The following is a 14,203-nucleotide window of genomic DNA, read 5'->3' as shown; positions in this document are numbered from 1 at the left end:
CCTAATTATGGAAAATGGATAATCATTGCATCTTTTTGGCCGAATGTCACCATACTTAAACTGATATTACGGATTATGTTTTGTTTAATTTCTTCACCCATCGTTTCATATGATTCTAGTGCTGCACGATGGTATTCAAAAATAGCATTGCGTTGTCCATTCTGACGATTATTCACACTGGCTTTTAATTGCTGCAGATGGTCTACTTGTCGAATCCAACCTTGGTCAATAGCCTTTAATACACACTTCTGTAAAAACTCATGATACATTTCAGCATCATTTATAGTTTCAGCCGTTTTTCGTTTTTGTGATTGAAACAAACGGACTAAAAATTCAATGGCAGTCTCTTGGTTTTCTAATGTTTTTTCTTCAATATCACCTTTAAAATCAAAGCTGACATTTTTGTAAATATAAGCACGTAAACGATTGGCATCAAGTTGATCCCAATGCTCTTTAACAAACTGGCGGTACACATCTTCTGCCATATGTTCTATGTCAAATTGACTGAAATCATTCAGTGCTAATATTTTATTACGCTCTTTGTATATCAATTTACGTTGGATGCTGATACTTTTTTCATATTCATTGGCCATCTCACGTGCTGCGATACCTTGTTCTTCAGAAATCTGCTGTGCTTTATGTACAATCTTGCTGACTTTGTGCCGAAAGAGCGGGCTTTGTTCTAGCTCTGATGCATCTTGTTGTCTTAATTTTTCATTGTCTAATAAATGCGTATTGCCCCAACGTTTTACAACATAATCTTCTAGCGAAATATAAATTTGCGATGAACCTGGGTCACCTTGCCGACCAGAACGGCCGCGCAATTGACGATCAACACGGCTGTTATCCATATGCTCATGAATTAAAACTGCCAATCCGCCAAGTTCAGCAACACCTTGTTCTAATTTTATATCTGTACCGCGTCCGGCCATACTCGTTGCCACAGTCACTGCACCAAGTTGTCCTGCTTCAGCAATCATCTGTGCTTCTTTTGCTGCGTTTTGTGCAATCAGCAGATTGTTCGGAATGTTGTTTTGAAAAAGGAACATCGAAAATTGTTCAGCCGCTTCAGCTGTACGTGTAATCAACAACACCGGTCGCTTAGAATGATAGAGCTCTAATAAGCGTTGCATCAGTGCCTTATTTTTTTCTTCAATCGTCATAAACACTCTATCTTTATAATCTTCCCTCTGAACTGGTTTATCAGTCGGGATTTGAACTACAATTTTACTATACAAATCGTTCAGTTCTTTCTCTCCTTGTTTAGCAGTACCGGTCATGCCTGAAAATTGATGGAATTGCTTGAATAAATTTTGGAAAGTGATTGTAGCCATAATACTCATGTCATTTGTGATTTCAATGTCTTCTTTAGCTTCAATGGCTTGATGCAAACCAGATTGTAATTTAGTGCCGGGCAATAAGCGCCCTGTAATACGGTCAATCAATACAATTTCACCTTTTAACACATAATAATCAATATCTGCTTCAAACAAATAACGTGCACGTAATGCTAAATTGATATTGCGCACTAAATCTAAATGACGTGCTTCATATAAATCTGGTACATTGAAATATGCTCGTGTGGCTTCGATGCCTTTTGACGTCAGCCATACTTCTTTTTTACGTTCATCAATTTTAAAATCGCGGTCTTTTTCAAGCGTCTGCACAAATTGCTTTGTAATTTCAAATAAGTTGGATTGGACGCGCGGAGCACCAGAAATCACAAGTGGTGTTTGTGCAGCATCTAAAATAATAGAATCAATTTCATCAATCAATGCATAATTCAAATCCGGCATAAATTTGCCTTCTAACGAATCTGCTAAATTATCAATTAAATAATCAAAACCAAGACGTCCGTTTGTTGTATAAATAATATCCGCTTTATAAATCGCTTGTTTCTCTCCAGGCTGGTATTCATAATCAGGATCTCCGATAAAACCTAAAGAAGTAGTTAAACCCAGCCATTCATACAAAGGACACATTTCTTCATAATCACGTTCAGCTAAGTAATCATTCGTGGTGACTAGAAAAGCACCTTGTCCGCTTAAAGCATTTAAATACAGCGGTAATGTTGCAGTCAGTGTTTTGCCTTCCCCTGTCTGCATTTCTGCAATGTTGCCTTCATGCAAAACAATGGCACCGAGAACTTGCACATCTTTCGGATACATACCAAGAACACGTTTGCTGGCTTCTCGCGCTGTCGCATAAGCTTGCGGTAAAATATCATCTAGAGATTTTCCATTCTCTAATGCTGCTTTAAAAATAGCTGTTTGTTTCTGTAATTCAGCATCTGTTTTTTCAGCCATTGTATCGCTCAATTGATTAATTTTACGTAATGTTTTTTCTAAAGACTTCAAGCGCATGCGGTTAACTGTCTGCTGCATGACATTAGCCATCATTGCCACCTCCCTTTTGACGAAGTGCTTCTAAAGTATCAGCAGGATGAGGCGTTGCTGCCACTTTTTCTTCCGGGATAATTTCTATACGTTTGAAATACAGTGATTCCATTGCAGCATTAATCATTTGTACTTGGTACTCATATGCATCTTCTGGCATCTGTATCTCTATTTCATGTTCTTTCGCGATATACGTAGCTGCTTCCGTACCGTTTCTTTTTAAAAAGATAATTTTAAAATAAACCGTATCAGCCGGTGTTGAAGTTACGTGGAATTTAAATTGATACGTGACACCTTTTTTCAAAAAAGGAAGTGCCGGAAATGCACGATCGGTATAAAAGTTTGTATGCATATACCATTCATGAATCACAGTACCTGAAGGCATTAGACGGTTGTAATATAAGACGCCGTCAGACTTAAATTGTAATCTTGCGCCATACATAAAAGTAGACTGATTGATTTGTCGCCAATAAACATTAAAATGTTGTGCATCTGCCATACTATCTATCTCCCAAACTCATTTCTGAGCATAATATTGTAGAAGTTGGTAAACCAATTTGCGATGGTCGGTGTGTCATCGTTATGTCGTCCTGGAATACCGCGACTGATGATTTTCACCTTTTGTTTACCGAAATAATTGACTAAATCATCATGGGCATGCGGATCATAATCATCATGTTCCATATATGAAATCGCAAATGTTGTATCGGATAAATCATTATTTTTCATATATTTCCAGAATTTATCATTAAGACGTTGGATTGCGATTTCTTCATTTGAATGCTCATTTTTCAATAAAATGTCAAGCATCGTCCCAAAGTCATTCGGACGTACTAAGCGCATATTCGCGGCTATCGTTCCCATATTAACCAGCGGTTTGCCGACAATAATTGCTTTAGGTTTTAATTTTCCGCTATAATACAATGCCCCGAATGACCCCATTGATAATCCTGACATGATTAAATCATGATCAGAAAAATTCAATTCAGCTAATGTAGCTTTAATTGTTTGTGTAATTGCTTTTTCATATTCTTCAGAGCCTGCATAAAAAGCACCGCCTTCAAGTCTCGGATCACCGAATAATAAGAAAGGCGCCCCCATTTTTTTCATCATAAAAAAGGCTTCAAATCCTTCTGCAGGACGATAACCGCTGAAATACACATTCAACGGCGGTTTTAAGTCTCCTGGGTTGAAATAATAAATAAATTCATTGCGGTGTGCATCTGTAAAACGGTGGCCGCCTAATATAAAGTCACCGAAATCTAATCGCGACCAGCGTTTATGCACCGGACCGATTTTAACTTTGCCTGAACCCTTCGCTTTAATAGAAACCGCAATATAACAGTTGATGGGTTGTTTTTGAATGGTAATCGGTTCAGTTAATTCATCTTGGGTAAATGTATGTGTCTCTAAAATACGATCAACCGCACTGTTATCACCGACTCTAAAAGTATATTGCAGTTCTACATCCCCTTCGATTTCAAATTCAGGCCAAATATCATTGGCTTTATTTTTGTTGGCCGTTAAAATTGTTTTCCAATGTATAAGCGGTGAAAATACTTCTCCATAATCACCTTCTAACTCTACATTGACATTGCCGTTGTATTTCATCGAACCTGAAAATGCTGGGTTGACTAAAGCATCTATTGTGCTGACTTTATCTCCGTATTGTCCTGAGAAACCGATTGTTTTGATTTTATCAATTAAATCCGCTTCAGTTTCCCCCATCACTGCTCTATAAAAATACTTTCTTTCATCACTGAACTGCTCAAATTTATCTTCCCAATAAGGACTTTCAATATAAGTATTAAAAGGTTCACTCAATATGTCTAACAAAACTGCCAATTTCTCGGAAAATGCTGTTTGTATCAAAATAAATTCAAATGCTTTTTCTGCTTGTACCTCTTTATAAATTGTTTCAAAATCATGCTCAATCTCTTCAGCGTTGATATAGTACCAATCTATTTCGCTTTGTGTTTCAAAAGCATCTTGATAGTTGCTCGGACCGATTTGGAGTGCTCTGAATTTACGTGCCATATGTTTCACCTTCTATAAATCGATTAAGTTGTTGTACCAGTTTTTCAGAAGAATAGGCTTCGACCAATTGGACTGAATAAGCAAATGCAAAATTCCAGTTTTTCAAGCCGATAAGAAATGTATCAAGAGCTTGAGGGAGTTCGTTATTATGTGTAATTAACAATCCATTGGCTTTATCCCGCATGTATTCAGTACGATAACGGTTGATTTGCGGAATGCCTGCACTGATACTGCTGATTTGTAAAAATAAATCTGGTTCCGTATTCAAATCAATCATAATACGGAGTGTGGATATAAGTTTCACAACATCTGCTTCAAATGGAATGAATTCAAAACGTACCAATTTTAATTCAGCAATCTGTGTTTCATCCATCAATAAATAGCCGGGCTGAGCTTTCGCAAACTGTTCATTCACTTCATCAATTCGTCCCTTTAATGCCTCTGCACGTTGAGATCGTGAGTGACGTGTCAACAACACCAGACGTAATTCTTCTTTTTGTTGGACATACGGAATTAAAACATCTAATTGTGCATTTACCGCTTCAAGCGATAAACCATCAATCATCAACCCGATTTCCGTTTCATGCAATTGGCTACTTAAATTCGGCAGTATCTCAGCTGGAAATGGTGTATGGTGCATCACATCAGTCGTAAGGTCTGCTTCTTCTTTGTACTGTTTCAACTTATTTTCTTGTGCTTGTGAATCTACTAGCCAATGTTGTGCGGTGCTGATTGTATTTAAATCAGAGGCACTCAGTTCAGGTTGTCTTCGGCTGAAAAGAGAAAATGTTAATTGCTTACCGTCAATGACTTCAGCCAACAATGTATTATGTCTCAAATCAGAAGCAGCAATATAAGCGTTTTGATGACTCTGGCACGCTTTGATATAGGCTGTTAAAAATTCTTTTATCACCTTATCCATCGATGTATATTCTGCCTGTTTAAAACGTGAAAGAAAATCCTCAGCAATCTTGACTTCTCCTGTTTCTAAATATTCTTCCATCACCGTTTTGCCTTCACGATTCAAGTAAGCCATTCTTTCTGGTTGCTTGTTTTCATTAAAAAACGTCACACTGGAAAGAAAACCGCGGTCATCAAACACATATCTTTTTTCAATTTGCGTATCTTGATAATCCTCAATCCAAGTCAAATATCCTTCTTGACTCATATAAATATTAGAGGATGTATGTGTGCCGGTATAAGCTTTAACAATATAAGGTGTATAAATAAATTCTGTGCCTTCTGGCCAATACAAATCACGATAATCTATCGGTTGCGGTGTAGCTTGTTCAAAGCCTTGTATCTCATCAAACACTGACCAATAAGCAGATTCAAAGAGACCATTGCGATATAAAAAATTACGCAGCTCAGAATGATAATTCAAACAAATAATCTCAAAGGGCTCTTTATGTTTTTCAAACATATTGCCGAGGCTGACCATATCATCAAATTCTGTTGTTAAATGTGTTTCATAAAATGGGACTGCTTTATCACGCCACCATTTTCCTTCGTTGTACCAAGCTGGAATTAAATATTTCACACTACCCCTCCTTTCTTACCAGTAACGATTTAAGAAACTTTTATATTGGTCGAAATACAAGTATGTTTTCACTGTCTCTACAATATTCAAGCTGATATAAACTAATACAATAATTTGTACTGCCAAATAGATTTCTTTAGAAAATTGCGGAATCAGCAATGTTGCATATAATGGAATACCGATAATAATCGTTACGATAAATGCTCCTAACCAACTGATGCGTCGTGCTTTATGAATCAAATACTGATACGTTGGTTTTCCAGGTTCTACGCCAGGGAAGAAATCGCCATTCTTTTTAAAATCTTTCGCTTTACGTTTAGGGTCAAGCAACAATCGTGAAATACCGTAACTAAGCAAAAGTTGTAATAGTAAAAATATCGTAATTCCTGTCGGTGTAGAAAAATCTAAGAAGTTAAGTGCCCCGTGATGTTTTGAATTGAAGAATTGAACGATTAAATTAACTGCACTGTTCAATACAAAGAACGCCGCAAAACTGATCATTATCGCTATACTGCCGCCTGGGTTCAATTTCCATGCGAGGTAAGTATGTTCTTTTCTTGATGAAACATCCATCACATCTAAATAAGGCAGACGGTACTCTGTGATTTCAATAAAAATTAAGAATAATAAAATGATAATCAGCACAAGGATTGCTGTAATGATTAGAACGGGTCCTAATTCTGATAGTGCGATATTTTGCCGCATGATGGAACGAATAATACTAATCATGACTATCGGCATCGGCCCTGCAATACCAAACCTCATATTTAAATCCGATAACCAGACAAGTATCATCGCGCCTGTTACCAATACTAAAATAATCAACCATCTTTCACTTTGACCGATTTTGACATGTGAAAGCAATGTAAAAACGACAAAGTATGCTTGAATTAAAGCGAGTATCAGGGTGAATATTCTTTCTTTCGCACTTTTTTCTCGACGTGTTTGTTTCATCATACGTTCTGAATCCCTATAGTAAAATAGTGTCATAAATATCATGGCAGTCAGCCATGGACCTAAACCGAGCGAGAATATATTAAGCGCATGATAATCTCCTCCGACATTTGCGGCTGTCATTTTATAAAAGTCACTGATTGAGGTATTGGTACTCATCGTTGTAACGGCTGGGATGTGTGTACCGAATATGTATATCACCAGAATCCAACATGTAAAAATAATACGTTTGTATAAAATTTTATATTCATAGTCTTTGAGATATTTTTTCATGTTAATCCTCTTTTATTTAAAAAATTAAGGCAAGGCCCCAGCACAGCACTGTGTGCTGGAAGACCTTAACCTTTATTCATCCTTATTCCTCATCTTTATTTTCTTTGTTGTCTTTTTTCTTTCTTTTTATCAATCCAAGACCTGCTAACATTGCGGCTATTGCAGGGATGAGACCTCTTCTATTATTCTCATTATTACCCGTATCCGGCAATTGATTAACTTTGTCTTGAAGTGATGCTTGTTCTGAATTCTGATTATCAGGTTGTATCATATTTGTTGAAGTTTGATCTGATGTCACAGATTGACTCGCGCTTATTTCTAAAGTTGAAATAGTTTCGCTGTTTGATGTGCGCATTTCAGGTGAAACGCTTTGTGATATTGAATTGCTTAAGAATTCTGAGTCACTGATAGATTCAGAAGTACTGATAGACATTGATGCACTTTCTGACGATGGTATATTCGTTGATTCACTCACTGATGTTGAAGTGCTATTTGATGGCATTAGACTTTCAGATACTGATGTTGATGCGCTTGCTGATGGCGGTGCGCTGATTGAGCCGCTGATTGAACCTGACACACTTGATGATTCTGAATCGCTGATAGATGTCGACGTGCTTTCTGACGGCGATAAGCTTATTGAACCGCTATTGCTATCGGATGCACTTTCTGACGGCGGTGTACTGATTGAGCCGCTGATTGAACCTGACACGCTTGTTGATTCTGAATTGCTGATAGATGTCGACGTGCTTTCTGACGGCGGTAAGCTTATTGAACCGCTATTGCTATCGGATGTACTTTCTGATGGTGGTATGCTGCTTGAATCACTGACAGATTCTGACATACTTGCCGATTCAGAGTTGCTGATGGATATACTCATTGAATGTGAACTGCTTTCTGATGCTATCGCACTTAATGATTCTGATGCTACAACAGAACTTGAGCCACTCAAGGATGCACTGATACTTACTGATTCTGAAGTACTTGTTGAACTTGATGTACTTTCTGACGTGATTGTACTTAATGATGCGGATTTACTTTCAGAACTTGAAATGCTTGTTGATGCACTTGTGCTTAATGATACGGAATTACTTGCCCAACTTGCATCACTTAGAGATGTACTTGCAGATAAGACTTGTGATTGACTGTCTGAGTTTGAAGCACTTGTTTGAACGCTATCACTCATTGATTTTGAGATGCTTTCTGAGTTCGCATTGCTTAGTGATGCACTCGCATTCATAGAATCTAACATACTCATTGAGCTTGCATCGCTTGCAGAAGTACTTGCTGCTAATGAGTCAGATTGACGTATCGAAATCGAATCTCTGTCTGATGCACTTGTACTTATTGATGCTGCAGTACTTTCAGAATTTGAAGCACTTACTGAAGCATCCGTATCTGCAGAGCCTGATCCACTTACTGATAATGACTCACGCATTGATGTGCTCGCACTGAGTGAAGCTGATTGACTCATTGAATTCAAGTCGCTGAATGATGTACTTGCTGAAACAGAATTTGAAGTGCTGATTTGATTCATATCTTTATCTGAATTACTTACAGACACTGAATTAGATGTGCTGATTGAATTAATATCGTTAAGCGACGTGCTGGCACTTAATGATTCTGAAGTACTTGTTGAATACACATTACTCATTGAATTACTTACTGATAATGAATCTGATGTACTCGCTACATTCTCACTTGTTAATGATGCACTTGTACTTATTGACGCTGAAGTACTATCTGAGTTCAGGTTACTAAGTGATGTACTATCACTTAATGAAGCAGCCTCACTGATTGAATCTCTATCATTCACTGACATACTTGAACTTGTCGATGCTGAATGGCTTAGTGAATTGATTTCACTATATACGCCACTTTCATAAATTGAGTATGATGTGCTGATTGAAACAGAGGCACTTTGATAATCATTCAGGCTTGTCGAATCTGCGTCACTTAAAGATGCGCTCGCTGAAAGACTATTTGAAAGTTCGTCGGATGTACTTGCTGAGCTAGAATCACTCATCGATAAGCTTTCGCTCATTGAAACTGAATTACTATATTTTGTCGAATAACTTTCTACGAGACTTGTCTGAACAAATTCTGCATTGCTGAGTGAAGTTTCATCGCTTAATGATAAGCTTTCCTTGATTGATGACGAATCGCTCGTTGATGCTGAGTAGCTCGCTGACAAGCTATCGCTCAACACTCCAGATACACTTGTTGAACCTGAATAGCTATTTGAAAGGCTCGTACTGATAGATAACGAATCACTCGTTGATCCTGAATAGCTTGTTGATAGACTACTGCTTGTTGAAATCGACTTGCTATCTGATGCCGCATGACTTGCTGATAAACTTTCGCTAACGATGTCAGACGTACTTGCTGATAATGAATGACTCGCTGATAAGCTTGCACTTAATGATTCAGATGCGCTTGATGATGCTGAATGACTTTCTGAAAGACTCGCACTTAAGGATGTTGAAGCACTATCTGATGCTGCATGGCTTGCAGAAAGACTTTCACTTTCTTGTTCTGAAATGCTTGTTGATGCTGCATAGCTTGCCGACAAGCTTGCACTTGATGATAGAGATTCACTGCCGCTTATAGAAGTACTATCGCTTAATGACGTTGAATCCGCTACTGATAGTGATGTACTTGCTACAATACTTGTACTTTCTGATTCTGAGTCCACAATCGATGTGGATTTACTAGCTGAAATGCTTTCACTTTCTGATGTTGATTCATTAACTGATAGCGAAGCACTAGTTGAAATACTTGTACTTGTTGAGTCAGAATTGACGACTGATAATGAACGACTATCTGATAAACTTTCGCTAACAGCATCTGATTCACTGATTGATGTAACAGTACTCAACGATGCTGAATCACTGACAGATGTTGAATCAATTATAGAAACTGAAGTACTCATCGATTCTGATTCCAATCTGTCATTAAGCGTACTTGTTGAAGTGGATAAGCTTGTTGAAATGCTTTCACTCATGGATTCAGAATCTTTGATTGAGATTGAAGTACTTTCAGCTAAACTGCTGCTCACTGATGTTGAGTTGTCAGTTGATGTTGATGTGCTTGTAGATACACTTTCACTTACTACTTCAGAATCACTTGTTGAAACTAAAGTGCTTTCAGATAATGATTGGCTCAATGAACTGCTTGTACTTTCGCTTGCTGCTGTTGAACTGCTTGTACTTTCACTTAATGATTCTGAATGACTTGTTGATTCAGAAGTGCTGACTAACATGCTGGCACTAGTCGAGTCAGAAAAGCTTGTTGAAGCTGCTTCACTTAATGACGTGCTTGCCGCTATCGAGTCTTCTAGACTTTCCGACATAGATTCACTTGCTGATGTACTTACACTCATTGAAGCAGAATCACTCGCAGTTGAATCTGACAAGCTGGATGACAATGATGTGCTAAGTGATGTACTTGCACTGTCGCTGGCTGCTGTAGAGCTGCTTAGCGATGTACTTGTATCTTCACTTAATGATGCGCTCATAGAATTACTGTCTCTGATACTTAAAGAATGTCCTGTACTTTCAGATGTACTTGCACTTTGTGATGTCGAAACATTCGCTGAAACAACATTGCTGTCTGAAGTGCTGGTACTAACCGAAGTTGATTGACTATCTGAATAAGCTGTACTTAATGATTCACTCGCTTTAATTGAATCTGATGTGCTTTCAGAATTTGCAATACTAATAGACAGACTCGCCGCTTCAGAACCCGATAAACTTGCTGAAGTTGACTCGCTCATCGATACGCTTTGTGTTAATGAATCTATAAGACTCGCTGATCTCGATTCACTTAATGAAATGCTGTCGCTCATTGAACCAGATAGACTTGCTGATGTAATTTCACTTAATGAAGTACTCGCCTCTCTTGAGTCGGATATGCTTGTGGATTCAACTTCGCTTAATGATGTACTTGCATTCAACGAATCCACTAAACTTAATGATTCTACTTCGCTATCAGAAGTACTGGCACTCATCGATTTAGAAATACTCATTGATACTTCTTCGCTTAACGATGTACTTGTACTGATAGAACTAGATAAGCTTGTTGAGAGCGACTCGCTGGCAACTGTACTTGTACTTAATGAAGCTGATAAGCTTGCAGAATTCGCTTCGCTGTCTAAAGCACTGATACTCATAGATTCTGACTGGCTAGTTGAATGTGCTTCACTCAATGAAACACTTGCTGCATCTGATTCACTTGAAGAAGCAGAGATACTGTTTGATTCAGCTATACTATCTGAGGTACTTGCACTGATTGATCCTGATAGACTTACTGAAAGAGAATCACTCGCAACTGTACTTGCACTTAATGATGTGGATAAGCTTTCTGAATTGATACTGCTTGTTGAAGTACTTGCATTCATTGAATCCGCCAAACTTGTTGAACTTGATTCACTTAATGAGGTACTTGCAACTGCTGAATCTGATGCACTTGTTGAGTTCGCTTCGCTTAATGCTATGCTGCTACTTAATGATTCAGAAATGCTCATTGATTCTGTTGTACTTTCCGCTTCACTTCCGCTTTGCGATTCAGAAAGGCTTATTGAGCGTGAATTACTTGTTTCTATACTGTCGCTCATGGACTCAGCTAAACTAGTCGACTGAGATGCGCTCTCTAAAATACTTGAGCTGTTTGATTCTGATGTACTGATCACAATAGAATCACTTTCTGAAGTACTCGTACTTTCTGATTTCGATAAACTTGTCGAACGCGACTCGCTGATAACTGTACTGTCGCTCATTGAATTAGACAAGCTTGTTGAGTTGGAATCACTCGCTTCTACACTTTCGCTTGTTGATTTCGAAAGACTGTCTGCAAGAGAAAGACTGTCTGATTCGCTGACCCTGTCTGATGTTGAATGACTTTCTGAAACCACTGTACTGTCTGATGTGCTCTTACTTGTTGAAGTTGACAGACTTGCTGATAGTGATTGGCTTGCGACTGTACTATTGCTTGTCGATATTTCCATACTTTCGGAGTTCGATGCGCTCGCTTCTATGCTTTCGCTTGTCGATTCTGAAATGCTGTTAGCTAATGATAGACTGTCTGTTTCGCTGACCCTGTCTGATGTTGAATGACTTTCTGAAACTGCTGTACTGTCTGAAGCACTCTTGCTTGTTGACGTTGACAGACTTGCTGATAACGATTCGCTGATTGCTGTACTGCTGCTTGTCGATATTGCCATACTTTCGGAATTCGATGCGCTCGCTTCTATGCTTTCGCTTGTTGATTCTGAAAGACTGATTGCGAGTGAGTTGCTATCTGATTCACTGACACGGTCTGATGTTGAATGGCTTTCTGAAACTGACGTACTTTCAGAAGCACTCTTGCTTGTTGAAGTTGACAGATTTGCTGATAATGATTCACTTGCTACCACACTGCTGCTCTTCGATTCTGAGAGACTAACAGAATTCGAAGCACTTTCTTTTATACTCTCACTTGTTGATGCCGCAATACTGTCGGCTAATGAAAGACTGCTTGATTCACTAAAACTGTCTGAAGTAGAGTGACTTTCCGAAATCACTGTACTGTCTGATGCGCTCTTGCTTGTTGATGTAGATAGACTTGCTGATAGCGATTCGCTTGCGGCTGTACTATTGCTTGTCGATGCTGCCATACTTTCTGAGTTCGATGTGCTTGCTTCTACACTTTCGCTTGTTGATTTCGAAACACTGTCGGCTAATGAAAGACTGTCTGCTTCGCTGGCACTGTCTGATGCTGAATGGCTTTCCGAAACCACTGTACTGTCTGATGTGCTCTTGCTTGTCGATGTAGATAGACTGCCTGATAGCGATTCGCTTGCGACTATGCTATTGCTTGTCGATACTTCCATACTTTCTGAGTTCGATGCGCTCGCTTCTACACTTTCGCTTGTTGATTTCGAAATGCTGTCAGCTAGTGATAGACTGTCTGCTTCGCTGGCACTGTCTGGTGCTGAATGGCTTTCCGAAACCACTGTACTGTCTGATGTGCTCTTGCTTGTAGATGTAGATAGACTGCCTGATAGCGATTCGCTGATTGCTGTACTGCTGCTTGTTGATGCTGCCATACTTTCGGAATTCGATGCACTCGCTTCTACACTTTCGCTTGTTGATTTCGAAATGCTGTCAGCTAGTGATAGACTGTCTGCTTCGCTGGCACTGTCTGATGCTGAATGGCTTTCCGAAACCACTGTACTGTCTGATGTGCTCTTGCTTGTAGATGTCGACAGGCTTGCTGATTGCGATTCACTTAATACTGTACTGTTGCTCATTGATGTCGATAAGCTTTCTGAGTTCGCATCACTCGTTGAAATACTTGAACTTGTTGAATCGGAAAGTCTAGTTGAAATAGAAGTACTTTCTTTTGTACTGTCACTCGTTGATGCTGACTGGCTGGCCGCTATTGATGCACTTTCTTCCATGCTCAAACTTTCTGAGTTTGAAGCACTTTCGGAAATAGCTGCACTTTCTGATGTGCTCTTTTCAATAGAACTAGATGTGCTTGCTGAAATTGAATTACTTAATGATGTACTTTGTTCTATTGATGTTGATGTACTTGCTGAGTTCACTTCACTTTCTGATGCACTGGCACTCGTTGAACCTGATGCACTGTTTGATGCCGACTCACTTTCAGATTCATTCAGGCTCTCAGATCCAGAATTAGCTTGGCTTATTGATAAGCTGTCACTCAGTGATTCAGATAAGCTTATTGAACCTGATGTGCTTTCAGATAAATTTGTACTAATAGATGCTGAATTATTGAGTGAATCTGATGTACTTGTTGAAAGACTGATCCGTGTTGAATCAGAAATACTTGCTGAGTCTGACATACTTGCCGAAATACTTTCACTTGTCGCAATTGATAAGCTAGTGCTTTCTGATGTGCTTGTATTGATAGACTCCGATGTACTCATTGATGTCGAATCGCTTGTTGAAAGTTGATTACTAAGTGATGTCGAATCGCTGATTGACGTTGATTCACTTTCAGA

Annotated in this window: 7 protein-coding genes; 1 reads left to right on the top strand and 6 read right to left on the bottom strand. The window is 38.7% G+C overall.

What is annotated here, in order from left to right:
- Positions 1-5: 5 nt before the first annotated feature.
- The 6 genes from secA2 to A4G25_RS09170 all read right to left on the bottom strand — a co-directional run bounded on the left by secA2 (position 6) and on the right by A4G25_RS09170 (position 13,636).
- Positions 6-2,396, bottom strand: a complete 2,391-nt coding sequence (secA2, locus tag A4G25_RS09195; RefSeq protein WP_047130912.1) for an accessory Sec system translocase SecA2 — start codon at positions 2,394-2,396, stop codon at positions 6-8.
- Entirely contained in the window at positions 2,389-2,895 is a 507-nt protein-coding gene (gene asp3, locus A4G25_RS09190; RefSeq protein WP_047130913.1) for an accessory Sec system protein Asp3, read from the bottom strand. The genes secA2 and asp3 overlap by 8 nt, the downstream gene beginning before the upstream one ends.
- A 5-nt stretch (positions 2,896-2,900) precedes the next feature.
- Entirely contained in the window at positions 2,901-4,433 is a 1,533-nt protein-coding gene (gene asp2, locus A4G25_RS09185) for an accessory Sec system protein Asp2 (protein WP_047130914.1), read from the bottom strand.
- Positions 4,423-5,973 (bottom strand): accessory Sec system protein Asp1, encoded by a 1,551-nt coding sequence (gene asp1, locus A4G25_RS09180; protein ID WP_047130915.1) that lies wholly within the window; start codon positions 5,971-5,973, stop codon positions 4,423-4,425. Before asp1 ends, asp2 begins: the two co-directional genes overlap by 11 nt.
- A gap of 15 nt (positions 5,974-5,988) precedes the next feature.
- Positions 5,989-7,200 carry an accessory Sec system protein translocase subunit SecY2 gene (gene secY2, locus A4G25_RS09175; RefSeq protein WP_047130916.1) on the bottom strand — a complete coding sequence of 404 codons (1,212 nt, stop codon included), beginning with the start codon at positions 7,198-7,200 and terminating at the stop codon, positions 5,989-5,991.
- A gap of 82 nt (positions 7,201-7,282) precedes the next feature.
- Positions 7,283-13,636 carry an accessory Sec-dependent LPXTG-anchored adhesin gene (locus A4G25_RS09170; RefSeq protein WP_160298049.1) on the bottom strand — a complete coding sequence of 2,118 codons (6,354 nt, stop codon included), beginning with the start codon at positions 13,634-13,636 and terminating at the stop codon, positions 7,283-7,285.
- Between A4G25_RS09170 and A4G25_RS13070 the strand changes: the two genes are divergently transcribed.
- On the top strand, positions 13,635-14,156 hold the full coding sequence (locus A4G25_RS13070; protein ID WP_141755882.1) for a hypothetical protein: 522 nt from the start codon (positions 13,635-13,637) through the stop codon (positions 14,154-14,156). The genes A4G25_RS09170 and A4G25_RS13070 overlap by 2 nt on opposite strands.
- Positions 14,157-14,203 lie beyond the last annotated feature (47 nt).

Source organism: Staphylococcus condimenti, assembly GCF_001618885.1.
GTDB lineage: Bacteria > Bacillota > Bacilli > Staphylococcales > Staphylococcaceae > Staphylococcus > Staphylococcus condimenti.
Note: the sequence above shows the minus strand (reverse complement) of the source record. Positions and strands in the feature narration are given on the sequence as shown.